27 protein-coding genes are annotated in these 23513 nt (G+C 61.9%); 4 read left to right on the top strand and 23 right to left on the bottom strand.

The window, feature by feature from the left end; all coding sequences use genetic code 11:
• Positions 1-179: 179 nt before the first annotated feature.
• From ccoP to fixL, 9 genes are all read right to left on the bottom strand, one after another.
• Positions 180-1049, bottom strand: coding sequence for a cytochrome-c oxidase, cbb3-type subunit III (ccoP, locus tag CO676_RS02565; RefSeq protein WP_097519584.1), 870 nt, complete (start codon positions 1047-1049; stop codon positions 180-182).
• Between the two features lie 3 nt (positions 1050-1052).
• Entirely contained in the window at positions 1053-1205 is a 153-nt protein-coding gene (locus tag CO676_RS02560; RefSeq protein ID WP_026617471.1) for a CcoQ/FixQ family Cbb3-type cytochrome c oxidase assembly chaperone, read from the bottom strand.
• An 11-nt stretch (positions 1206-1216) separates the two neighbouring features.
• Positions 1217-1948, bottom strand: a complete 732-nt coding sequence (gene ccoO, locus CO676_RS02555) for a cytochrome-c oxidase, cbb3-type subunit II (protein ID WP_097519583.1) — start codon at positions 1946-1948, stop codon at positions 1217-1219.
• Positions 1949-1959: 11 nt separating this feature from the next.
• On the bottom strand, positions 1960-3579 hold the full coding sequence (gene ccoN / locus CO676_RS02550) for a cytochrome-c oxidase, cbb3-type subunit I (RefSeq protein ID WP_097519582.1): 1620 nt from the start codon (positions 3577-3579) through the stop codon (positions 1960-1962).
• A 363-nt stretch (positions 3580-3942) separates the two neighbouring features.
• Positions 3943-4398 carry a pyridoxamine 5'-phosphate oxidase family protein gene (locus CO676_RS02545; RefSeq protein WP_097519581.1) on the bottom strand — a complete coding sequence of 152 codons (456 nt, stop codon included), beginning with the start codon at positions 4396-4398 and terminating at the stop codon, positions 3943-3945.
• Between the two features lie 86 nt (positions 4399-4484).
• Positions 4485-5123, bottom strand: a complete 639-nt coding sequence (locus CO676_RS02540) for a helix-turn-helix domain-containing protein (protein WP_097519580.1) — start codon at positions 5121-5123, stop codon at positions 4485-4487.
• A 79-nt stretch (positions 5124-5202) separates the two neighbouring features.
• Positions 5203-5556, bottom strand: a complete 354-nt coding sequence (locus CO676_RS02535; protein WP_097519579.1) for a transcriptional regulator — start codon at positions 5554-5556, stop codon at positions 5203-5205.
• Between the two features lie 98 nt (positions 5557-5654).
• A complete protein-coding gene (gene fixJ, locus CO676_RS02530; protein WP_097519578.1) occupies positions 5655-6269 on the bottom strand; it encodes a response regulator FixJ in 615 nt (204 codons plus the stop codon).
• On the bottom strand, positions 6262-7779 hold the full coding sequence (fixL, locus tag CO676_RS02525) for a PAS domain S-box protein (protein ID WP_097519658.1): 1518 nt from the start codon (positions 7777-7779) through the stop codon (positions 6262-6264). The genes fixJ and fixL overlap by 8 nt, the downstream gene beginning before the upstream one ends.
• A 234-nt stretch (positions 7780-8013) precedes the next feature.
• On the opposite strand from fixL, the gene CO676_RS02520 reads away from it, so the two are divergent.
• A complete protein-coding gene (locus CO676_RS02520) occupies positions 8014-8838 on the top strand; it encodes a universal stress protein (protein ID WP_097519577.1) in 825 nt (274 codons plus the stop codon).
• Between the two features lie 60 nt (positions 8839-8898).
• On the opposite strand, the gene CO676_RS02515 is transcribed toward CO676_RS02520, so the two are convergent.
• The 8 genes from CO676_RS02515 to CO676_RS02480 all read right to left on the bottom strand — a co-directional run bounded on the left by CO676_RS02515 (position 8899) and on the right by CO676_RS02480 (position 15046).
• Positions 8899-9600, bottom strand: coding sequence for a NapC/NirT family cytochrome c (locus CO676_RS02515; protein ID WP_097519576.1), 702 nt, complete (start codon positions 9598-9600; stop codon positions 8899-8901).
• 3 nt (positions 9601-9603) lie between these two features.
• A complete protein-coding gene (locus CO676_RS02510) occupies positions 9604-10110 on the bottom strand; it encodes a nitrate reductase cytochrome c-type subunit (RefSeq protein ID WP_097519575.1) in 507 nt (168 codons plus the stop codon).
• Complete coding sequence (gene napA / locus CO676_RS02505; RefSeq protein ID WP_097519574.1) at positions 10080-12584, bottom strand: periplasmic nitrate reductase subunit alpha; 2505 nt, start codon at positions 12582-12584, stop codon at positions 10080-10082. The genes CO676_RS02510 and napA overlap by 31 nt, the downstream gene beginning before the upstream one ends.
• Positions 12559-12846: a chaperone NapD gene (locus CO676_RS02500; RefSeq protein ID WP_097519573.1), complete on the bottom strand. Its 288-nt coding sequence runs from the start codon at positions 12844-12846 to the stop codon at positions 12559-12561. Before CO676_RS02500 ends, napA begins: the two co-directional genes overlap by 26 nt.
• Positions 12839-13339 (bottom strand): ferredoxin-type protein NapF, encoded by a 501-nt coding sequence (locus tag CO676_RS02495; protein ID WP_097519572.1) that lies wholly within the window; start codon positions 13337-13339, stop codon positions 12839-12841. Before CO676_RS02495 ends, CO676_RS02500 begins: the two co-directional genes overlap by 8 nt.
• Positions 13340-13346: 7 nt before the next feature.
• Complete coding sequence (napE, locus tag CO676_RS02490) at positions 13347-13532, bottom strand: periplasmic nitrate reductase, NapE protein (protein WP_097519571.1); 186 nt, start codon at positions 13530-13532, stop codon at positions 13347-13349.
• Positions 13533-13797: 265 nt separating this feature from the next.
• Positions 13798-14241 carry a pseudoazurin gene (locus tag CO676_RS02485; protein WP_097519570.1) on the bottom strand — a complete coding sequence of 148 codons (444 nt, stop codon included), beginning with the start codon at positions 14239-14241 and terminating at the stop codon, positions 13798-13800.
• Between the two features lie 109 nt (positions 14242-14350).
• Positions 14351-15046, bottom strand: a complete 696-nt coding sequence (locus CO676_RS02480) for a Crp/Fnr family transcriptional regulator (protein ID WP_097519569.1) — start codon at positions 15044-15046, stop codon at positions 14351-14353.
• Positions 15047-15106: 60 nt separating this feature from the next.
• On the opposite strand from CO676_RS02480, the gene CO676_RS02475 reads away from it, so the two are divergent.
• Positions 15107-15397: a hypothetical protein gene (locus tag CO676_RS02475; protein WP_144340113.1), complete on the top strand. Its 291-nt coding sequence runs from the start codon at positions 15107-15109 to the stop codon at positions 15395-15397.
• Positions 15398-15653: 256 nt separating this feature from the next.
• Here CO676_RS02475 and CO676_RS02470 read toward each other — a convergent pair whose 3' ends face one another.
• Positions 15654-16568: a formylglycine-generating enzyme family protein gene (locus tag CO676_RS02470; RefSeq protein WP_097519567.1), complete on the bottom strand. Its 915-nt coding sequence runs from the start codon at positions 16566-16568 to the stop codon at positions 15654-15656.
• A gap of 102 nt (positions 16569-16670) precedes the next feature.
• Positions 16671-17801, bottom strand: a complete 1131-nt coding sequence (gene nirK, locus CO676_RS02465; protein WP_097519566.1) for a copper-containing nitrite reductase — start codon at positions 17799-17801, stop codon at positions 16671-16673.
• A 249-nt stretch (positions 17802-18050) separates the two neighbouring features.
• On the opposite strand from nirK, the gene CO676_RS02460 reads away from it, so the two are divergent.
• Positions 18051-19262 carry an NnrS family protein gene (locus tag CO676_RS02460; RefSeq protein WP_097519565.1) on the top strand — a complete coding sequence of 404 codons (1212 nt, stop codon included), beginning with the start codon at positions 18051-18053 and terminating at the stop codon, positions 19260-19262.
• Positions 19263-19338: 76 nt separating this feature from the next.
• Here CO676_RS02460 and CO676_RS02455 read toward each other — a convergent pair whose 3' ends face one another.
• Genes CO676_RS02455 through CO676_RS02440 form a run of 4 tightly spaced genes read right to left on the bottom strand, consistent with a single transcriptional unit; the run spans position 19339 to position 21873 of the window.
• Positions 19339-19632 (bottom strand): metal-sulfur cluster assembly factor, encoded by a 294-nt coding sequence (locus CO676_RS02455; protein ID WP_097519564.1) that lies wholly within the window; start codon positions 19630-19632, stop codon positions 19339-19341.
• A 4-nt stretch (positions 19633-19636) separates the two neighbouring features.
• Complete coding sequence (locus CO676_RS02450; RefSeq protein ID WP_097519563.1) at positions 19637-20182, bottom strand: DUF2249 domain-containing protein; 546 nt, start codon at positions 20180-20182, stop codon at positions 19637-19639.
• Positions 20183-20185: 3 nt separating this feature from the next.
• Positions 20186-21544, bottom strand: coding sequence for a hypothetical protein (locus tag CO676_RS02445; RefSeq protein WP_097519562.1), 1359 nt, complete (start codon positions 21542-21544; stop codon positions 20186-20188).
• Between the two features lie 47 nt (positions 21545-21591).
• Positions 21592-21873 (bottom strand): DUF2249 domain-containing protein, encoded by a 282-nt coding sequence (locus tag CO676_RS02440; RefSeq protein ID WP_097519561.1) that lies wholly within the window; start codon positions 21871-21873, stop codon positions 21592-21594.
• 232 nt (positions 21874-22105) lie between these two features.
• Here CO676_RS02440 and hemN point away from each other — a divergent pair, with 232 nt between their 5' ends.
• Positions 22106-23458, top strand: a complete 1353-nt coding sequence (gene hemN / locus CO676_RS02435; protein WP_097519560.1) for an oxygen-independent coproporphyrinogen III oxidase — start codon at positions 22106-22108, stop codon at positions 23456-23458.
• Positions 23459-23513: the final 55 nt, after the last annotated feature.

Genomic DNA, 23513 nt, shown 5'->3' with positions numbered 1-23513 from the left:
TCTGCGTCAAGTTGGCTGGCGGGCGGGCGCCGCCATCGGGAGTGGGGACGACCTTCTCCGGGATACGCTCGACCTTGTGTCAGGCCATTTGGATGGATCGAACCTTCGCGGCGGTCGTTTCGTCGCCATTTGCTCCCGGCGGCCGCACTGTTTTCGCGTGGCCCCGGGTTCCGCGCTGGCTATTCGCCGCCGCCAAGAGAATGGACGAAGATCGCCAGCTCTTTCACTACCGGATCGCCTATGCGCTGCAGCCAGGCGGGCATGACGCCATGCTTCGGCGAGCGCATCTGATCGACGATCGCCTGCTCCCCCTCGCCCTTGAGCCAGATTGCGTCGGCAAGATTGGGCGCGCCAAATTCGCGGCTGCCCTTCGCATCTGTCCCATGGCAAGAGGCGCAATTGTCGGCGAAGAGCTGCTTGCCGGTTTCCACGAGTGCCGGGTTGGAGGGTGTTCCGGTGAGGTTTACGACATAGGCAGCGGTCGCGCGGAGCTCCTCGGGTGCCAGCATGTCGGCAAAGGCCGGCATTTCCGACACCCGCGTCTCCCCGTCACCTTGGTGACGGACGCCATGCGCGATCGTCTGGTAGATCTCCTCGGGTTTGCCGCCCCAGAGCCACTCGTCGTCGTTCAGGTTCGGGAAGCCCTCGCCGCCGGCCGCACCCGAACCGTGACATTGCGCACAGTTCACCTTGAAGGCGGACGCTCCGGCCGCGATGGCGAACTGTCTCAGTTGCGGATCGGCCATGATGTCCTCGACCGTGCTCGCGGCGATGCGTTCAAGGTTGCCGGCTTGCGCGGCCTTGGCGTTAGCCAATTCCGCACTGACCTCCGCCCGGCTCGAATAGCCGAGCACGCCCTTGGTCGCCTCCGTCAGCATCGGCCATGAGGGATAGGCGACAGCATATCCTATCGCCCAGATGATCGTCGCATAGAAGCTATAGACCCACCAGCGCGGCATCGGGTTGTTTAGCTCGCGGATGCCGTCCCATTCGTGCCCGGTGGTTTCTACGCCGCTGACCTCGTCGACGTGCTTATGGTTGTCCGCCATGGATCAGTCCTCCTTCAGCGGGATGGCAGAGGCCTGAGCGGCAGCCTTCTTGGCGCCGGGCCGGAAGATGAAAAGGACGACGCCGAGGAAGAACAACGTCATGGCAAGCAGTCCCCAGCTATCGGCGAAATGGCGCATGGCCGTGTAGGTTTCCATCTGCGTTCCCCTCAGCGGTAGCCCGTGGTGTCGTCATAGGTGGAGAAATCGACGAGCGTGCCCAACATCTGCAGATAGGCGACGAGCGCGTCCATCTCCGTCAGCCTTTGCGGATCGCCGTCGAAGTCGCCGAGCTTGGCCTTGGGATAGCGTGCCTCCACGCCCGAACTGTCGGCATTCGGATCGGCCTGGGCCTTGAGGTCCGCAGCCGCGTTGTGGATCATCTCGTCAGTGTAGGGAACGCCGACCGCCCTGTTCGCCTTGAGGTTCATGGCAACATTCTTCACCTCGATCGGCGTTTCCTTGAGGAAGGCATAGCTCGGCATCACCGATTCCGGCACGACCGAGCGCGGCTCGATCATGTGCTGGACGTGCCATTCGTTGGAGTAGCGGTCGCCGACGCGGGCGAGGTCCGGCCCCGTGCGTTTCGACCCCCATTGGAAGGGATGATCGTACATCGACTCCGCCGCCAGCGAATAGTGGCCGTAGCGTTCGACCTCGTCGCGGAACGGGCGGATCATCTGGCTGTGACAGACGTAACAGCCTTCGCGGATGTAGATGTCGCGGCCGGCAAGCTCGAGTGGCGAATAGGGCCGCATGCCCTCGACCTTCTCGATGGTGTTTTCGAGATAGAAGAGCGGCGCGATTTCCACGATCCCGCCGATCGAGACGACGAGCAGGGAGCCCACCAGGAGCAAAGTGGCGTTGCGTTCGAGTAGCGCGTGTTTATCGAGAATGGACATGATCTGCCCTCCTATTCCGCGGCCGCCGGCAGCGGCGTGGCGTCCAGGGCCGCTGCTTCATCGCGGACGCGGCCAAGGATGGTCATTGTTACGTTGAAGGCCATGATGAGTGCGCCGGCGAGGAACAGGGCGCCGCCCGCGGCACGCATGACGTAGTAGGGGAACATCGCCGCCACCGATTCCGCGAAGGAGTAGACGAGGAATCCCTGCTCGTCATATTCGCGCCACATCAGCCCCTGCTGGATGCCGGCGACCCACATGGTTGCGGCATAGACGACGATTCCAAGGGTCGCGAGCCAGAAGTGCCAGTTGACCATCTGCAGGCTGTAAAGCCGCTCGCGGTTCCAGAGCTTCGGCACCAGATAGTAGATGGCGCCGAATGTGATGAGGCCGTTCCAGCCGAGCGCGCCGGAATGGACGTGACCGATGGTCCAGTCGGTGTAGTGGCTGAGCGAATTGACGGTCTTGATCGACATCATCGGGCCTTCGAAGGTCGCCATGCCGTAGAAGGCGACGGCCATCACCATCATGCGGACGACCGGGTCCGTGCGGATCTTGTCCCAGGCGCCCGAGAGCGTCATCAAGCCGTTGATCATACCGCCCCAGGAGGGCATCCAGAGCATGACGGAGAAGACCATGCCCAGCGTCTGCGCCCAGTCCGGCAGGGCCGTGTAGTGCAGGTGGTGGGGACCCGCCCAGATGTACATGAAGATCAGCGCCCAGAAGTGGATGATCGACAGGCGGTAGGAGTAGACGGGGCGGTTCACCTGCTTGGGGATGAAGTAGTACATCATCGCCAGGAAGCCGGCCGTCAGGAAGAAGCCGACGGCGTTGTGGCCGTACCACCACTGCGTCAGCGCGTCCTGCACCCCTGAGAAAGCCGAATAGCTCTTGGAGCCGAGGAAGGATACCGGCACTGCGAGGTTGTTGACGACGTGCAGCATCGCAATGGTGACAATGAAGCCGAGATAGAACCAGTTCGCCACATAGATGTGCGGCTCCTTGCGCTTCAGGATCGTGCCGAGGAAGACGACGAGATATGCGACCCATACAATGGTCAGCCAGAGGTCCACATACCATTCCGGTTCCGCGTACTCGCGCGACTGCGTGATGCCGAGCAGGTAGCCGGTCGCCGCAAGGACGATGAAGAGCTGGTAGCCCCAGAAAACGAACCAGCCGAGATCGCCGCCGAAGAGACGGGCGCGGCTCGTGCGCTGAACCACATAGAAAGACGTGGCGATCAAGGCGTTGCCGCCGAATGCAAAGATCACGGCCGAGGTGTGGAGCGGCCGCATGCGGCCGAAGTTGAACCAGGGCTCCACATTAAGGTCGGGAAAGGCGAGTTGCAGGGCGACGACGACGCCGACTAGAAAGCCGACCACGCCCCAGAACACAGTCGCGATGACGCCGTATTTCACGACCTCGTCGGAGTACTCGCTCCGATGGCTCGGGTGACCCGCGACGGCTGGACGGAAGTCAACGCGGCGCATCAGCACCAAGGTGCCGCCAAGCAGCACGAAGAACAGCACCCACATATGCGCGCCGAACAGGCGGTCCTGGGCAAAGCCGGCGCCGACCAGCGCCAGGAAGGCGCCGATGGCAAGCACGACCATCTCGACTGTGTGTTTCATGGTTGGACCCCCAACTCTTTTCTAATCGGTGACTGGCGCACGCCTGCACGCAAGCCGCCGAAGTCCTCCGAGAATTGCCAGAGCCGGGATTTCAGTACCTTGATTCAGATCAAGCAGTTGGCGCGACAGGCATGCCTCGCAGGCCGATCAAGTGAGCCAATGCAGCAAGGGGCGAGACATGACAGCGGCAACGACGCTCGCCCTCATGCGCAGCGGTGAGTGACCGCGACATCGCCCGCAGGCTCCTGATTGTGGGATCAGTCAGCCGGCCGCATTTCGGTCCGTGGCAGGAAGCTCTAAGAATTTGAGATGTGCAATCTCGGTGCGGAGTACGTCGCATACGAGTAGCGGTGATTGGTGGGACTATCGCTCACCCTCGCAGGCTGCCCGGCCTGTCATCTCGTCTATCTCGACGCAGAAGAAGATATGGGCAGGCGCCACTGAAATTGCCTGTGCTATAGGCTTGAGACCGCCCGGCTCCCACCAGTTTGGCTTCCTTTCAAGCAGCGACCAGGCGTGAATGCGCTCGTCATGGCGGCCGTGCGCCGCCGGTAGTTCGCGGTAGCGGCCCGTCACGAGCACGCTTTTCCATTGGCGATTGCTTACAAACCCGTCGATCTGGAGCGACACCTTTGGGTTGGTGCGCATCCAGTCGATCTTCTGGCCGGGCATGGAAAAACAGTAGAGGCGATTGCCCGAGTGCGCGTAGGTGATCGGCACGATGTAGGGCTGGTCGCCCCTGCAACATGCCAGCCGCGCTAGATCTCCGGCTGCGACTATCCCGTGGCATTCCTCACGAGACATTTCCCTCACGAACACGGCTCTTCCTCCTCCCGTTAGACCCACGCCGGTTGACAGCGGCAGAGAACCAGAGAGGGGGTCCTGCTGCGCGGCCCCGGCCCGGCTCAGTTGCAGAGCGAACGCAGAGCGTCCGGCTTCACGATCTCGATCGTTCTTGCGTCCCTGAGCGCGATGACGCTGCGCTCCTTCAGTTTCGTGACCACGCGCGACACGGTTTCGATCGTCAGGCCTAGATAGTCCGCGATATCCTGCCGCGACATGGGCAGCCGCAACTGCCTGCCTCCTCCCAGACGTTCGCAAAGATCGACGAGGAATGCGGCAATCCGCTCCACGGCACATTGCCTGCCGATCACCAGGAGATGCTGCTGAGCTCGCGCCATCCCGGTCAATGCGAGCGAGAGAAGGTCGCGCGAACGCTCCTGCATATGCCGGCGCCCGAAGACGGCCAGTGTCGTTTCCGTGATGGCTTCGGCAAAGAAAGAATGGTTGGACCCCGCTCCGAAACCGAACATTTCGCCTGGCAGGTGAAAGGCAACGACCTGTCGGCGTCCGTCGGAAAGGAGGCGGTAGACGCGCACGGCTCCAGTCGAAATCTGATAGCACTTCTCGATCAAATCGCCCTCGGCATAGATCTCGCGACCCGCCTTGTAGGTCGCCACGAGATGCGGCCCGGAAACTTGGCCCCTTGCAAGGTGTTCGGCGTGCTCGAAGGACTGTTGTTTGGCTTGTGCAGCGGCGTACATGTCTTATCCCCTGTTCGTTGTGGGGATAGATTGCCAATTGACGTGACTTGGAGAAATTCGGTTAGATCACTAGGGGAAACTACTTAGCCGCTTCGGTCAGGCTGTCGATCACCCCGAGCAGGTCGGCACCGGTAAACGGCTTCGTTAATATGGTGTTGTCGTTGTCGACACTTGACTTAAGGGCCGACAAGCCATCGACCAGCAGGATGGCTTTGGCGCCGAGTTTCTCAAGGAATTGCGTGGCAGCCTGCGGCTCTGATCTCAGTATCTCATCGTCGAGAATCGTGCAGAGCGCTTCCCGGCAAGAGGCTTCAGCCCTCTGCACGGTATCGTAGGTCTCAGTGGAATATCCTTCAACCTCAAGCGCGAATGCCACGGACCGGCGGAGGCCGTGATCCGCTGCAACGACGATTATGTTTTTGCCAGCCAACAACTTGAATCTCGCTCATCTGGCGTCCGTCTGCCCGCCACGAGCCAGCATTAAAACGCTTTGCGGCAATGCGACGCATTGCGCCAGATCAACTCGGCAGATCAGGAAGGACCGAAACCCGCGGCGAGAGCCATTCGCACGAGATGAGGAAGGCTCTTGGCCCTCATCTTGGCCATCACATTGGCACGGTGCACCTCGACGGTGCGAGGGCTGATGTCCAGGTCATAGGCAATCGATTTGTTGGGAAGGCCCGCCACGACGGCCGAGAGCACCTGGCGTTCTCTCTCGCTCAGCGTCTCGAGCCTCGCCTGGATGTCATTGACCTCGTCCGCATCGGCATCCGGAACGACCAGATGTGCCGAGGCCCTCTCGATGGCCTCGATGATCACGGTGTCGTCGAAAGGCTTCTCGATGAAATCTACCGCCCCGGCCTTCATGGCCTCCACCGCCATGGGCACGTCGCCGTGTCCGGTTATCACGATCGAAGGTATCTTGATCTTGCGCTCGCCGAGATTGCGCAGCAGGTCGACGCCGGACAGGTCCGGCATTCTCAGATCCGTCACGAGAATTCCGTTTCTGACGTCCGGCGCGAATGCGAGGAAGGCTTCGGCCGATTGATGAATTTTGACCGCGAAGCCGTTCATCGTCAGCATGAAGGCCAGGGACTTCCTGACCGCCTCTTCGTCGTCAACAATGTGAACCGTGTAATCAGTCATTGGCATCGATCCGTTCATCCACATGTGCAGGAAGTGTGAACCGGAAGGTAGCTCCCCCGGCCGCATTCTCCGATACGGTCATCTCACCGCCATGCGCCTCGACGATACGCTTCGAAATAGAGAGTCCGATCCCCATCCCACTTGCCTTTGTCGTGACGAATGGCTTGAAGAGCTGGCCGGCGATTTCCTCCGGAATGCCTCCGCCCGTGTCTTCGACGACGACGGCTACCTCCCCCGGATCGGCCGGCATCGTGCGGACCGTCAGCTCTCGGCGGTCTACGTTTCGCATCGCCTCGATCGCGTTTCGCATCAGGTTGATGAGGACCTGCTGAACCTGGATCCGGTCCACCATTACTATTTCGGCACCGGGTAGATATTCGAACACGGTCCGGACGCCCTGTTCGCGGGAGCCAACCAGAGCCAGCGCGGCGGCCTCCTCCACCAGCTTGCGAATGTCTGCCGGCGCCTTTTCCGTCTCGCCCTTCGTGACGAATTCCCTGAGATGTTTGATGATCTGGCCGGCCCGCAGCGACTGGCTCGCCACCTCCTCCAGCGCCTCGCGCATTCGCGTAGCGACGGCGTCGTCCATGTCACGCAACAGCCTCGTACAGCCATGCGAATAGTTGGCGATCGCCGACAACGGCTGGTTCAGTTCGTGGGCAAGCGTCGATGCCATCTCGCCCATCTCGTTGAGCCGGGCAAGGCGCGCTAGTTCGGCCTGGATTTGCTCGAGCCTCGCAGCGGACTCCTCCCGCTCCGTGAGGTCTCTGATGAAGCCTGTGAAGAATCGCTCACCGCCTGACTGCATCTCCCCCACGGCGAGTTTCATCGGAAACGTCGATCCATCTTTCCGTTGCCCAGAGACGACGCGATCGATACCGATGATGCGCTTTTCGCCAGTGCTCAGGTAACGCTGCATGTAGCCATCATGTTCGCGGCGATAGGGTTGCGGCATCAATATGCGCAGGTTCTGGCCAATGACTTCCTCCTCCGCATATCCGAACTGCCGCACGGCCGCGGCGTTGAAGGAGACGATTGTACCGTCGGTGGCACTGACCACCGTGGCGTCAGGAACCGTGTCCAAGATAGATCTCAGATGTGCGTCGCGAGCCCTGACGACGTCCTCCGTCCGGTCGACGTCGCGTTTGACCGCCTGGAGGACTTCTCCCAGGACCGCGATCAAAGGCGCGGCCGACCCGAAGACCGCCAGTTCCACGACGCTCGGACCGTCAACACTCTTGATCCATTGAAGGAAAACCGCAGCAAGAAGCGACAGCCCGGCCGCAAAGAGGATCGCGTTCCGGCCGCCGACCAGCGCCACTACGAGGATGGCAGGGATGAACGAGAGGAGAAGAAGGCCGTCGCCGATTGGTTCGGCCATTGTCAATCTCAGCGCAAGAACGCTCGAGGTGACTATCGCTGCGACAACATAGGCCGCGACCCCGTCGCCTCGCCACCTGACGAACAATCCTCCCAACCGAGTCCTCTCAACAATGCTTTCTGAAAGCATCTTCATTATCCACCGAAGGACTGTTTACCGTGCAATGCCTCGCGTCTTGGCTGGGCTTGCACCATGCGAACTCTTCCATAGCCGATGCTGGCGTAAACAGCCAACCCGCCACTTGCTGCATATCGCCCCAGGACGGGAGCCCGTCGCGACGTTCTTGACCGTGATCAATGTAGCCCCTGAGACGCAGAGTAGGATCGTTCATGCATCCAAATCGATTTTCGGGAGACGACACCAATGACCTACAAGACGATCCTCCTCGTGGTTGGGGCCAGCCAATTCGAAGATGACCTGAGGGCAGCGGTAGATCTTTGTGCATCGGAGGGTGCGCACCTCTCGGTTCTCGCCAGCAAGATTGCCACTCTCCCTCCGATGGGAGACCTCGCAGCCATCTCCGCCGCCTGGATTGACAGCCGCGACAGCGACATGGAGCAACTGCGCCAAGCGGCCAGAGAAGCCCAGGAGATCCTCGGAAGTGCCGGGATTTCATTCGATGTGGTTGGGCGATACTCGGAGACGATGCGGCTCGGGCAAGACGTCGGAGAGCGTGCCCGGTATGCTGATGTCGCTTTGATCGGCGCAAGTTTAAGGGTGGATGAGCTCCTCCGACGGGGAGTCATAGAAGGTGCTCTCTTCTATTCTGCACGGCCGGTCCTGCTCGCTTCGAACCTTCGATCAGCCACCTTGCAGCCGAAGAACGTCCTCCTGGCGTGGAACTCGACCATGGAGTCCGCAAGGGCCGTCCGCGAAGCGCTGGACATCATGAGAAACGCCGAGGGTGTGAACCTGGTGCTCGTCGATCCAAAGACCAAGAACGGCGAAGAACCGGGCGCCGATGTCGCCACCTATCTTGCACGCCACGACGTCAAAGTGACAGTCGACGGGCTTCCGAGTGCCGGCCGCGCGGTCGAAGAGGTACTCGCCCAGCACGCACGCGACACTTCGGCCGATCTGATCGTGATGGGCGCCTATGGGCACTCGCGCATCCGCGAGAGGGTATTCGGCGGAGTAACCAAGGCGATGATCGACGCACCGGCCATGCCAGTCTTGATGGTCCGATAACCGTCTGCTCGCCTCTTGCCGGGAGGCTACAGAAGCGGCGACGAAAGCCTTACGGCGTGGTCAATTCGCGAGCGCCGCGCTGTGAGCCTTGTCCATGACCCGCTTCAGATCGTCGATCGCGGAAGCGGAAGGCAGCTTCTCTCCTTCGAGTTCGGGCGGCAGCTTCCAGCCGGGCTCGACGCCCTGCATGTTCGGCAGTTCGTGGGCAATGCCCTTATGGCAGTCGATGCAGGTAGCCCTCCCCGGCAGCAGGTAGCGCGTATGGATCTCGGCGGCGCGCTGCGTCTGCTTGGAAAGGTCCATCGCCGCCGAGGAGTGACAGTTGCGGCATTCAAGGCTGTCATTGGCCTTGAGCCTCGCCCATTCGTGTTTGGCAAGCTCCAGGCGGTGGTCGAGGAATTTCTCGCGCGTATTGATGGTCCCGAAAATCTTGCCCCACACTTCCTTGGAGGCCTGCATCTTGCGGGCGATCTTGTCCGTCCATTCATGCGGAACGTGGCAGTCCGGGCAGGAGGCACGCACGCCCGAACGGTTGGAGAAATGCACCGTTCGTGTCAATTCCTCATAGACGTTGGCCCGCATCTCGTGACAGGAGACGCAGAAGTTCTCCGTATTGGTGAGCTCCAACGCTGTGTTGAAAGCGCCCCAGAAGACGACGCCGCCGACGAAGCCGCCGAGCGTCAGGAAAGCGAGGCTGAGGGTTGCGGCCGGCGTGGTGAGTATCCTCCAGACCCAAAGCAGGACACGCTTTATCCGACTCATGGCCTACTCGCTCCCCGCCTGCTTGACGCCCATCTCGCTCATGTCTTTGAAGGTGTTGCCGACGAGTGGACGCACATCGGCCTGCGGCACATGGCAGGCCGTGCAGAAATAGCGCCGCGGCGAAACGTCAGCGAGCATCTGGCCTTCTCGCGTCATGTAATGCGTCACGCTGATCATCGGCGCGCCGGATTCCTGCGTGAATTCCCGCTTGTGGCAGGAGAGGCACCGGTTCGTGTTCACCGAAAGCTGATAACCCTCGATCGAATGCGGAATGATCGGCGGCTGGTCGGGATAGGCGCGCTCCTTGCGCACGTCGTCCACAACCCATTTCGGGATCGGCTCCGCCTCCACCTCGCCCATCTCTTGCTGCGGACCGGAGAGCTCCGGCACCCTTTCGCCCGGCACCATCTGAGCGATCGCGCCCGTTGCGACGAACAGGATCGCCAACAGCGCGCCGAGCCATGACCCGGGGCTTCTCATCATGCGACAGAGACAATCTTGACCGCGCATTTTTTGAAATCCGTCTGTTTGGAGATTGGATCGGTTGCGTCGAGTGTCACCTTGTTGATCAGCCTGCTGGCGTCGAACCAGGGTACGAAAATGACGCCCGGCGGCATGCGATTGCGGCCGCGTGTCTCGACACGGGCGCGAATTTCGCCGCGGCGGGAAACGATCCGCACCTCGGCACCCTGGTTGATGCCGCGATCGCGGGCATCACCGGCATTCATGAAGCAGACGGCACCGGGGAATGCCTTGTAGAGTTCCGGCACCCGCATCGTCATTGAGCCAGAATGCCAGTGCTCGAGGACGCGGCCCGTCACCAGCCAGACGTTATATTCGTCGTCGGGAGATTCCGCCGGCGGCTCGTAGGGAACGGCGAGGATCACCGCCTTGCCATCCGGGCGGCCGTAGAACTTCACGCCCTCCCCGGGCTTCACATAGGGATCATAGCCTTCCCGGTAGCGCCAGAGCGTCTCCTTGCCGTCGACGACAGGCCAGCGGAGCCCCCGTTCCTCGTGGTAACGGTCATAGGGCGCCAGGTCATGCCCGTGTCCGCGCCCGAAGGAGGCATATTCCTCGAATAGGCCTTTCTGGATGTAGAACCCGAAGGTCTCGGCCTCCCAGTTGGCGTATTCCTTGTTGATTTCGCTTGCCGGGAAACGGTCGACATTGCCGTTCTTGAAGAGCACCTCGTAAAGGGTCTTGCCGCGATAGCCGGGATTGGCATCGAGGACATTGGCCGGCCAGACCTCGTCTGTGGTGAAGCGCTTCGAGAATTCCACCATCTGCCAGAGATCGGAACGGGCCTCGCCGGGCGCATCGACCAGTTGGTGCCAGACATGGGTACGGCGTTCGGCGTTGCCATAGGCGCCCTCCTTCTCCACCCACATGGCGGCCGGAAGGATCAGGTCGGCGCTCATCGCGGTGATCGTCGGATAGACGTCGGAGACGACGATGAAATTGTCCGGATTGCGGTAACCCTGATAAGTCTCGTTCTCGGTATTGGGAGCCGCCTGGACGTTGTTGTTGACCTGCACCCAATAGAAATTGAGCTTGCCGTCCTTCAGCATCCGGTCCTGCTCGACGGCGTGATAGCCGGGCTTCTCAGGAATGAGACCGTGGGGAATGCGCCAGATCTCCTCGGCGTGCTTGCGGTGCTCCGGATTGGTGACGGTCATGTCGGCGGGCAGGCGGTGGGCGAAGGTGCCGACCTCGCGTGCCGTACCGCAGGCCGAAGGCTGACCGGTCAGCGAGAATGGGCTGTTGCCGGGCTCGGAGATCTTCCCGGTCAAGAGATGGAGGTTGTAGACCATGTGGTTGACCCAGACGCCGCGCACATGCTGGTTGAACCCCATGGTCCAGAGCGACATCACCTTGCGGTTGGGATCGGCATAAAGATCGGCCAATTGCTCGAGGAACCCGGCCTCGACCCCCGTCAGTTCGACGATCTTGTCGAGCGTGTATTCCGAAACGAAAGTCTTGAAGCTCTCGAAGTCGCTCGGCGTCATCTTGGCCGCGTCCTTGGCGTTGGTCGCCTTGAGCTCAAGCGGGTTGTCCGGCCTCAGGCCGTAGCCGATGTCGGTCGCGCCAGCCATGAAGGTGGTATGCTTCTTGACGAAATCCTCGTTAACCCGGCCCGCCTGGATGATGTGATTGGCGATGTAGTTGAGGATCGCCAGATCGGTGCCCGGCTTGAAGACGATCGGAATGTCGGCGAGATCCATGCTGCGATGGGTGAAGGTCGAGAGCACCGCCACCTTGACATGCTCATGTCCAAGCCTTCGATCGGCCAGACGCGTCCACAGGATCGGGTGCATCTCCGCCATATTCGAGCCCCAGAGTACGAAGGCGTCGGCATGCTCGAAATCGTCGTAGCACCCCATCGGCTCGTCCATGCCGAAGGTGCGCATGAAGGCGTAAGCGGCCGAGGCCATGCAATGGCGGGCATTGGGATCGAGATTGTTGGAGCGGAACCCGGCACGCATCAGCTTGGTCGCCGCATAGCCCTCGAAGATCGTCCATTGCCCGGAGCCGAACATGCCGACGGCGGTCGGTCCCTTGTCCTTCAGCACCTTCTTCGCCTGATCTGCCATGACGTCGAAGGCTTCGTCCCAGCTCACCGGCTCGAACTCGCCGTCCTTGGCAAAGACACCGTTGCGCTTGCGCATCAAGGGCGTCTTGAGACGGTCGGCGCCGTACATGATCTTGGAAAGGAAGTAGCCCTTGATGCAGTTGAGGCCACGGTTGACCTCGGCCTGCATGTCGCCATGGGTTGCGACGACCTGCCCCTCCTTGACGCCGACCATGACGCCGCAGCCGGTGCCGCAGAAGCGGCAAGGTGCCTTCGCCCACTTTATCTGCAGCGCCTCCACACCGCCCGGCACGGGCTGCGCCGCGGCCGGAAGCGCAATTCCCGCAGTGGCTGCGGCGATGCCGGCGGCATGCGCCTTCAAAATTTCACGCCGCGTCAGTTCGCCGGTCATGGCCGATCTCTCCTTGAGTTTCGACATGCTCAAACACCATGTTGGCTGCCACCACGCCCTCGAGCACCGCGATACGCGAAAGGATTTCGCCGAGCATGCCTGTGCTGGTGCCCTCGATCACGACGACGATCTTTCCCGCCTCATGGGCGTAGACCTCGACGTTCGGCATCTCGGCGAGGCGGGCGACAACACGCTCCCGCATATGCGGCATCGTCACGATGACGGCGCTGGAGATGTGATAGGGGGCGCTCGGATCAGACATGGGCGCGCTCCCACTTGACTTCATGAATCCCGATGGCGGCGACAGGACAGACGGAAAGACAGGCGCCGCAGCCGGTGCAGGCCTCTTCGCTGAGCTCGGGCAAAAACGGTCCGCCGGCACGCGGACGGAAGCGGATCGCCTCCGTCGGACAGGCATCGCGACAGGCCTGGCAATCGGTGCGGCTTTTCGCGAGACAGCTCTCGCCGATGATCGCGACATGTGGAAATTGTTGTAGCCGGCCGGTGAAGACCGGCTCGGGACAGAGTTCCGCGCATTGGCCGCAGAAGGTGCACTCCGCGATGGAGAAATCGAGCGCGGGGCGATCGGCGATCAGCCGGATGATGTGCGTCGGACAGGCGTCGACACATCTCCCGCAGCCGGTACAGGCTTCAAGGCCTTGCAGTGTTGCTCCGGGCGGAGAGACACGCCCACTCCCCCGCTTGTGACGACCGAGGAGAAAATTCCGCCGTGATATCTCGACGCCCTCGCCCATCCCGCCCTCAATGCGCTGGCGGACCAGGTGGCCCGAAGATGATCTGGAACATCCAGACGAGAAATCCGTAGGCACCGACGACGCCCACGGCCACGATCGGCCAGATGCCGAACGCCAACACGAGAAAGGTAACGACTTCATTTCGCCGCCGCGAGCGTGGTAGGCTCGCCGTTGGCCGGTCGGCATCGGGCATTCAAGCGTCTCCTCTCCAAACGCATACGCCTGAAGGAAGTCTAGTGCCTGGAGCAAAAAAATAAAGGGAGAGCCGAGATAATTCGTAGGATCGGTGTTTCCGAACACTCCGAGAAATTGATGTTTGTCAATTACTTGGTAGGAGATGGTGAAGGTTTAAGTATATTCTATACAACTAAACTATCGATGACAGCTACACCAAGCGTACCCGGCGCAGACAGGTTGTACTGCACCGGGCCTGGTATTTCATTTGGCGTCTGCCTATTCTATTGGAGGGCCACGGCGAGCGCGGCGTCGAGGCGCTCCCGCGCCTTTTTGGGCAGCTTCACTGCCTTTACCTTTTCGACATTGGCCGGCGCATCACCGACAACGACGGCCGCGACCATGCCCATGCCGACATGCGGCGTGCACTTGACGCCGTAAACTCCTGGCACGTCGAAAGTCACCTTGTAGGTCTCGTTCATCTTGCTCTTGAAGGCCGCGGCCCCGTCGGGAATCATGTCCTTGATCGTCTCGACGTTATGTCCCTTGTCGGTCGGAACAAACGTGACGCTGTCGCCCGGATTGACCTTGACGAATGCCGGCTCGAAGACCATTGCGCCCTCGGCGCCCTTGTTCAGCATGCGGACCTCGAAATCGGCGGCGAATGCTGTGCCGGTGAAGGCGGCAAGAACTGCGGCGACTGCCATGCCCTTTGCGATTATGCGCACTTGAATTTCTCCTTGGTTTCAGAACCCTGTTCGGTTCTTGCGGCAAGGAGATAGGACAGAAAGAGCACCTGCTCTTTGATGCTTGTCAAACAGCCACCGGAAAATCCGTCTAGTCCCGCCCGCCTTCCGCGAGCGCCGCCAAGCCTGGCAGGTCGCGGATGATAAGCTTCTGACGCCCGCCCTCGACCAGTCCCTTCTGCTCCCAGGCGCTGAGAATACGCGACACCGTGTGCAGCGTGGTTCCCGTCATTTCAGCGATGTCCTGGCGGGAAATCGGAAAGTCGATGCGGACGCCGCCTTTTTCCTGCTTGCCCGCCTGTCGTGCAAGGCGCAGCACCGCGTGCGCTACGCGCCTCTCCACCTCCTGTGTCGACATCTCGCGGATCCGCGTGTGCGCCTCTTCGAGGCGCTGGCCGATCGTCTGCATGGTGCTGACGGCAAGGAGCGGATTCTGCTCGACGAATTGCGGCCAGAGATCTGTAGGCCAGGAAAGAGCAAGGCTTTCCGTGGCGGCGGCCGCAGTACCCGGATAATCCGAACGCTGCAGCGCCTTTGCAAATCCGAAGAGGTCGCCCGGATGGACGACGCGCACGATGATCTGCTGACCGTCCTCGGTGACCTGGGTCACCTTCAGCCGCCCATGCAGGAGCAGGAAAAAGCTGGTGGCTGCCTGACCCTGCTCGAACACCACGTCGCCTGGCGGCACGCGTCTTGCCGTCGCATGGGCGAGCAGCCTGTCCAGATCTGCGTCGCTCATCCTGTCGAACAGGGCAAGCGACCTCACGACACTCCGGTCGATCTTCATTCCATTTTCCTACTGCAGGAGTCCTTGAATCGGAACAATTGCGGCTGCGATTTTACTAGCATGGCGAAAACAGGGAAAAAAGCAGAGGTTTCGCGATGGCGACAAGAGGCGGATCCGTCGGAGTGGTTGAAGAAGCACTTGGAAACTGATCTCCATCTTCCGATCGCGTTCGGCGAGCAGGGGCGGCGCAGTGGCGCACCGGACACGCCTATTGACGACCAGCACTTCACCTCGGGCTTTGCATCGCCGCGCCGAAGCGTTGTTACCTGCGATTTCTACCTGATCGGGTTCCTGGCGGAGACGGCCGGGATTGATCGCGACATTCGACATGGTTGGATTTGCGACCGCTGAGCCTCGTGTCCGAATCCTTCGCTCTGATTCGGTTCTCAGACCGAGAGGAAGGATTGGCGCGCCGCGCTAGACTCGCCCCCCTGGACTTCAAGGGCGACAGTCGCATGGAGAGCGGCAACCACTTTGCCCAAGGACTCGTTCTATCTCGAGCTGCGGCTCTCTCGTGCGCATTGTCGACCTCCGGAACCTGCCCTTCAACACGTGGATGCCGCCGTCAGAGGATTCTCTGTGCCGGATCACGATCAGGCGGCGCACATCAGACGTCGAGACCCCTTTCGTGCAGTGGCCGTAGCAAGGGCGCATACCACCGCGTATCCTTCACCAGGCGGAAGCCGACATTGTCAGGCGGCGCGCCGACGGCGCAGCCGCCCCCCTTGGGGTTGCGAACAAAGGAGCTGAGCGCGGCCCGATGCTTGCCGGTGGCGATGTAGATGCCGCAGGATGAGGCATCGCTGGTAACCTTTCCCGCGCGATCGAGCGTGACGCGCCGGATGCAGGTCGTCGTCCATTCCCAGACATTGCCGGCGAAGTCGGAGAGGCCCGTCTCGCTCTCGCCGAAATGTCCGAGCCGCTGCGGCTCCGGCTCGCGGGACGCCTTGCGTGCCGTCTCGCGGTAGTAGTCGGCGAGCCACCGCAAGGCCGGATTGGAGCCGTCGTCCTCGACGCCGAGCGCGTCGTCGGGAAAACGGCTGCCCGCCGCAAAGGCAAGCTGCTCGTCCGTCGGTAGCACCCAGATTGCGCGGGTTCGCCGGCTGAGCCAGGCCGCATAGGCTTGCGCATCGTCGAAGCTCACGCCCGTTACCGGCATGTCTTCAGGATCGCCGGGCACGTGCTCGGGTTCGTCGGCCGGACAGGCATCGTCCGCCACGCAGCGCGCGTAATCGGCTGCCGTCACCTGATATTTCATGATCGTGAGCGGCCCGCTCATGCGCACAGTCTCCACCGGCCCGTCGACGGCGTAGCCGTTCTTGAAGAACTCACCGGCGACGCGATACCGGAAATCGCGCGAGGCGACGGTCACGACGGGCGGCTCATCAAGGGCGCTGCTAGACGGAGCGCTCCCCAGCAGCCCCGTCTCAACTGCAAGGAGCCCCGCGAGAATCAGAAAGAGCGCGGAGGGTATTGCAAGCGAGATGGGAGCGACTTCTCTTTTTTTGGAAAGTGCGGCCATGGCGGCCTCCTTGCGACGATCCCTTCCATGCCGGTCTCGCCGAGGGGTCAGGCGGCGATTTCAATGGTCGCTCCGACGTGGCCGTCGGAGCGACCGCTTCAGTCAGGTGCCCGAAGGCGCACGAACCGAGGTCATGAGGTCGTCGTTCCAGTCGCCGGTGACGGCAAAATGGGCGGCGGCGCCGAGTTCGAACGCCTCGATTAGGTTATGGTTCACGTAGGCGTAGATGCCGGGCTGCTCGAAAGTGTAGAAGGCAGCGCCCGCCGTGCCGCCGGGTATGAACCAGGTCTCCTGATCGACGTCCGGAGGATTGCGGAACTTGCCGGTCGCCCAGACATAGTCGCCGTGGCCGCCGATCAGATGCGGGCGGGTGTCGCGGTTGGCCTGCGAATGGACGATCAGCACCTTTTCGCCGACGGCCGCCTTCAACGCATTGTCGCCGGTGAGCGCACCCACCGCACCGTTAAAGACGATGTGGGTCGGTGTGAGCGTGCGCATCACTTCGAGCGTATCCGCGTAGGCGTCACCGGCGCTTTCGTACTTCTTGAAATTGCCCTGCTCGTCGCGCGGCACATAGAAGTCCTGCTCGCCGACGTAGTAGACCTTGTCGTAGGCAATCGACTTGCCCTTGCCGTCGGTCAGCCCTTCGCGCGGCAGCACCATGATGGCACCGTTCATGCCCGAGGTAACATGCCAGGGCACCATGCCGGGAGGTGCGCAATGGTAGACGAAGACGCCTGCCTTGGTCGCCTTGAAGCGCAACACCGTACTTTCGCCCGGATTGACGACTGTCAGTGCACCGCCGCCAAGCGCACCGGTTGCCGAATGGAAGTCGATGTTGTGCTGCAACTGGTTGGTTTCAGGATTGATCAGTGTCACCTCGACATAGTCGTCCTGGTGGACGACCATCAGCGGACCGGGCACCGACCCATTGAAGGTCATGGCATTGACTTCGGTGCCCTGGTCGTCGACGACAATCTTCTTCTCCTCGATCGTCAACGTGAACTCGACGACCTTCGGGCCGCCTTCAGCTTTCTGCGTATGGGCGTGGACGAAGGGCGGCTTCACCAGGTCGACCTTGACGCGCGGCAGCGACGCGACGTCCACCGGGGGGATCTTGGCGACGGCTTCTTCCGCATGCGCGGACACTGCGCCAACGAGCGGCGTCAGCGCGCCTGCGATCGCGGCGCCGGCCAGCATGCTGCGGCGTGTCATCTGGAATAGCTCAGACATGGAACCTCTCCTTGAAAAGGACGGAGCGAACATCGCCCGGTCGCTATTCATCCTAGGAGCACCCGCGCAGGGCTCTTTGAGGTGGAACAAATACGCAAATTGCCCTGGTGCGACATTTTGACAAGCAGGGGCGACAATGTCGCGTGATGGTCGCGGCGCGTGCCTACCTGATCTGTCTTTGCCAATTGTCAAAGAACACATTCTGCAACTCCGGTAGGCAGATGCGAGCCAAACATCAGGAGTTGAACCATGAATGGAACAAAGGCGGCAGAGCGGCCCAGCTACGTGCCGCGCGGCCTCGCCCGCACTGGCTCGGTGCTCTTTTCCTACGGCTTCCGTCCCTTCTTCCTCGGCGCCGCGATCTGGGCGATTGTCGCCATGAGCTTGTGGATTGTGGCGCTTGCAGGCCATCTCGAACTTGGCGGCAGCTATGGCGCTCACGCCTGGCATGCGCACGAGATGCTGTTCGGCTTCGCCTCGGCCGCCCTTGCCGGCTTCCTTTTAACCGCGGTGCCGAACTGGACAGGCCGGCTGCCCGTTTCGGGTTGGCCGCTCGCTGGACTGTTCGTGCTCTGGATTGCGGGACGCGCGGCCTTGCTTTCACCGGATGCGATCGGCCTCGCGGCGGCCGCGGCTATTGACGGCCTCTTTCTACCGGCGTTGCTTCTCATCTGCGCCCGGGAGGTGATTGCCGGCCGCAAGTGGAAGGATCTGAAGGTGCTAGGGGGGCTCCTGGCCCTGTCGCTCGCCAATAGCTGCTTTCATTTCGCGGTGTTCACCGGAGACCATGCCCATATTGCTATGCGCCTCGGCATTTCCGCCTATGTGGCGCTCGTCACCATCGTTGGCGGGCGGATCCTCCCGAGCTTCACCCGCAACTGGTTGAACCGCTTCGGCCGGACCGACTTCCCGGTTCCCTACAACCGCTTCGACACGGCCGCTATTCTCGCAGGCGTCGCGGCGCTTGCCGCCTGGACGCTCATTCCAGAGCACCCGGCTACCGCCGTCGCCGGCCTTGCCGCCGCTTCGCTCCATGCTATCCGGCTCGCGCGCTGGCGTGGCTGGGCCACCTGGCCGGAAATGCTGCTCGTCATCCTGCACGTGGCCTATGCCTTCGTGCCCCTGGGCTTTGCCGCAATCGGTTTCGGCGCCCTCGGCGTTTTCGAAGAGCATTCGGTCATGCATGTGCTGACGGTCGGGGCCATCGCCGCAATGATGCTTGCGGTCATGACCCGCGCAAGCCGCGGCCACACGGGCCACCCGCTGAGCGCATCGCGCTTGACTGTCGCCTCCTATGCCGCGGTCGTGCTTTCCGCGCTGCTGCGTCCGCTGGCGGGAGTGCTTTCCGAGATCGCAACGACACTCTATGCCGTCTCCGGAAGCCTGTGGATGCTGGCCTTCACATTGTTCTGCATCGAATACGGGCCGATCCTCATGCGCAAGCGCCGCGCCCTGCGCTGATCGCCGGCCAGTCCACATGCCAGAACGGCCCGGGAGCTTCCCCCGGGCCGTTCTCACGTTGTCTGCGGCAGCCGTTTCAGGCGCTCATCATCTCTGGCGTCCAAGCCGGCTCGTAGGTCAGCCGGACTTCGGCATATTCCACACCCGGCACATACCAGACGCAATTGCGTACGGCTTCTTTCAGATATTCGCTGGCAGGACAGCCTTTTGTCGTGGTCGTCATCGTCACCTGGGCTATGCCGCAGTCGTCGACCGAAACGTCGTAGATCAGCCCGAGATCGACAATGCTACGGTCGAGCTCGGGATCAATGATCATCCGCAGAGCGTTGCGAATAGCATCACATACTGAATCGTTTGTGGCTTCGCTCATCGTCTCAGTCCTTAGGCTTTCCAACGCGGACGAAGATGCGGAAGGTGGTGCGTGTCTCGTCGAAATTGCCCGCCCATTGGTGCCCGCGCTTGGCAAGTTCCGGGAAAAGGAAGATCGGCTCGCGCGAAAGCAGGGCAAACAGTACCTCGCCCGGCTGCAGCCGTTCGGCAGCCGCCAGGATGCGGACCATAGGCTCCGGCGGATCGAGCTCGGTCAGGTCGAGGTGTTCGACCGGGTCGGGCCAGCTATCGGGATCATCCGCGTCGGCGGACACCTCGACGGCGGCACTCTCCTGCGGCGTGAACAGAACTTCCCAGTCGCCGCCCTCGACCTCCTGCGCCTGGTGTGCAAATCCGCGGCCTTCCATCACCTTGAACAGAGGCTGCGGGCGGAATGGGGCGAAGAGTCGCAAGGCTTGCCCGGGCTTGAGCCCGTTCACCGCCTCCATGATCGCCTGGAACGGCTCGCCGCCGCTCCTCAATATGGGCCGTACGTCGAGTTCCCTCGGTGAGGGGTTCTGGGGTGCGGGGTTCTGGGGCGCGGGGGTCATCGATTACTCCTGTGGTCGAGAGATCGGAAGAAAGAGATGCGGCCTCGGCGCGCCCGCAGGAAAGCGCATGGGCGCAGCGACGGAGGAAAGCGCGCGAGCGCGGACGAGTTCCACAATCAGGCCGACCGTGGCGCTGAGCTGCGCCAGTAGGGCGGTACGAAATGCAGCCGGGCTGTCGACAAAGAGCGATAGTGTCGCCGCCGCAACGGCGCCATAGTAGAGGCAAAACCACAGCCTCGCCCGCTTTTCCTGGACGAGATCCTGCACACGTGGCACAGCGGCCCGGCCGAGCACCGGGCCGTAGCATTCGAGCCAGGTCAGGAACGGAACAATCTTATAGAGCTGCGCGAGCCCGAGGCCAGTGAGCCAGCCGAAGACGAAGAGATAGACGAGAGCCGCAGCCCCCTCACCGGCGGCCGATCGCGTAGCCGGAAGGACAAACATCACGACGGAAACGAAAAGCGCAACGAAGGCGGCATAGCTGGCGCGGATGTTAAGCTCAACGGTCCTGCGGCGGCGCTCGCGAAACAGTCGCAAGAGATCGGCGGAATAAAGAAGGGTGGCGAAGACGGCGAGAAGTGCCGCAAGCGTAAGCGGCCACGTCGCGGCCACACCCGCCACTACAATCGAGACGATGCAGGCTGCGACGAGCGCCAGCGCTGCGGCACCTGTCCACCAGACGACCTTGCTGGTCGCGCGCGCTTGATCGGGTGCAAGCATGAACATCGGCAGCAGGCGATAGCTGACGCCGATCGCGGTGAAGCTCAACCAGCCCGCTAGGCCAAGCGCCGCATGCAGCGGTACGCCCTTGAGAAGCAGCGCAATTGCCGCATCATTCGCAAGCGCGCCGGATAGGACGAGGCTGAAGATGCCGCCGACGAGGACCGTTGCAGTCAACGCGGTGAGGCCCACCGCGACGAAGCGGGCGGGAAGCGGCAGCGGACGCACCGCAAAGAGCGTCCTTGCGAGAATGATGGTGACCAAACCGAAGCCCATCACCAGTAACAGTGCCCCGAGCGGCAGCATGCCGGGCGACATTCCTTCCGCGCCAGCAAGTGCAGTGAAGCCGCCGACGAGCAGAAAAAGTCCGGGAATGAGCAGAACGAGCGCTGGCAGGGCGAGCCGGCCGCCGCGAAGCGGAGCGGCAACGAGCACCGGCACGAACTGCAGCAGCGCCCCCGCCATTAGCAGGCCAAGCCAACCGATGGCGAGAACGTGCACCAGCACAAGTGTTTCCGGGGCATCGACGGCGGCAAACGGATAGCCGTACCCTGCCACCATCATGCCCTGACCGATCAACAGAAAAACGCAGGCGGCAGCGAAGTAAGACATCGTCCATGGGGAAAGCGTGGCGCCTGGCATTCTCACATCACCATGCTCGCGACCGGATCACCTGCAAGAGGGCCGGATCAATGGTCGGATCCGCAGCAGCATTCGCAGCCAGACCCGTCCTCGAGCCGGGCGATCTCCACCCGCCAAACCTCCGGCCCTGCCTCCAGATAATCCCAGCCGAACTGACCCGGAAAATTCGTCTCCAATTGGTAGTGAAGCGGACGCGGATCGTGATCGCTGGTGATCAGCATCGAGCCGCCGGGCAGAAGTGCGCCGAGCATGCCGAAGATTCTGGGGTGACGCTCGCGCGGCGGAACTATGCGGACGTCGATCGATGGCTTGGTTTGTGTTTCCGTCATTGTCGTTGATAACTCTCTCAGCCGCCCCTCGTGCGTTCCGATGCGGCGGCGGCCGGAGTCGCAGCGGAACCTGGGCTAAACCTATTCCGAGGCGCGCGAACACACTTTGACGACGAGCAAACAATTGCAAGAAACCGACTTTGTGCCATTCCTTGACATTGCTCAAAGAGAAAAGCCCGGTGCCTTTCTAGGATGCGCTCGATCCTGTTTCCCGCACCAGAAGGACATCCTCATGCAACCGGCTCTTGTCGCAAAATATGGCGAGGCGCGCCTGCCCCGCTACACGAGCTATCCGACCGCGCCCCGCTTCTCGCCAGCCATCGACGCCGGCACCTATGGCGACTGGCTCGCCGCGGTATCGCCGCAGAAGCCGGCGTCGCTCTACCTGCACATACCTTTCTGTCGTTCGATGTGCTGGTACTGCGGCTGCCACACGACGATCACCCAGCGCGACCAGCCGATTCTCGACTATCTCGACATGCTTCGCGAGGAGATACGGCTGATTTCGGCAAGAACGAGAGCTCCGCTCAACATCGATCATGTGCATTTCGGCGGGGGCACCCCGACAATCATGCTACCGGAGGAATTCCTGGCGCTCGTAATGCTCCTGCGCGAGCGTTTTGATTTCGCGAGCGCCGCTGAAATCGCAGTGGAAATCGACCCCCGAACCCTGGAGCCGGAAATGGCAACGGCTCTCGGCGATGCGGGTGTTCGCCGTGCAAGCCTCGGCGTCCAAAGCTTCGATCCGGTCGTACAGAAGGCGATCAACCGAATCCAGAGCGAGGAGCAGACGATGGAGGCGGTCACCCGGCTCCGAGAGGCCGGCGTCGCCAGCATCAATTTCGATCTCATCTACGGTCTGCCGCACCAGACGGCCGAATCCTGCATCGCGACCGCGCAAGCCGCTATCCGCATGGGGCCGGAGCGCTTCGCCGTCTTCGGCTATGCCCATGTGCCGTCCTTCAAGAAGCATCAAAAGCTGATCGACGAAAGGGCACTTGCCGATGCGGAAGGGCGCGTGGCCCAGGCCGAGGCTATTGCCACCACCCTCGTCGCCGCCGGCTACCGCCGCATCGGCCTCGATCACTTCGCCCGCCCGGGCGATAACCTGGCGATCGCCCAGGCGAACGGTCAATTACACCGCAATTTCCAAGGCTACACCACGGATGCCTGCGAGACCCTCATCGGCCTCGGCGCCTCGGCAATCGGGCGGATGAAGGACGGCTATGTGCAGAACGAGGTGCCGCCCGGGCTCTACGCCCAGCGGATAGCCTCGGGTCGGCTGGCAACGGTGAAAGGATACCGGCTGACGGCCGAGGACCGGCTGCGGGCAAGCATCATCGAGCGGCTGATGTGCGACTTCGGCGTCGATGTTCCAGCGCTTGCCACGGCACATGGCTTCGATCCGCAGATATTGCTTCGGGGCAATGCCAAGCTCGCAATGCTCGAAAGCGACGGCATCCTCGAAAACGCCGAGGGTGTCATACGGCTTCGCGAGGGAGGACGCTTCCTCATCCGTGCCGCCGCCGCCGCATTCGATGCCTATATCGAGCAATCGGGGCGGACGCACAGCAAGGCCGCGTGAAGGTCAACCCTCCAAAGCCACAAACAGAGAGGCCCGGCATGTACGCGCATGCCGG

The sequence above is a fragment of the Sinorhizobium sp. BJ1 genome, assembly GCF_002531555.1.
GTDB lineage: Bacteria > Pseudomonadota > Alphaproteobacteria > Rhizobiales > Rhizobiaceae > Sinorhizobium > Sinorhizobium fredii_B.
This window is presented reverse-complemented; position numbering and strand designations above follow the sequence as displayed.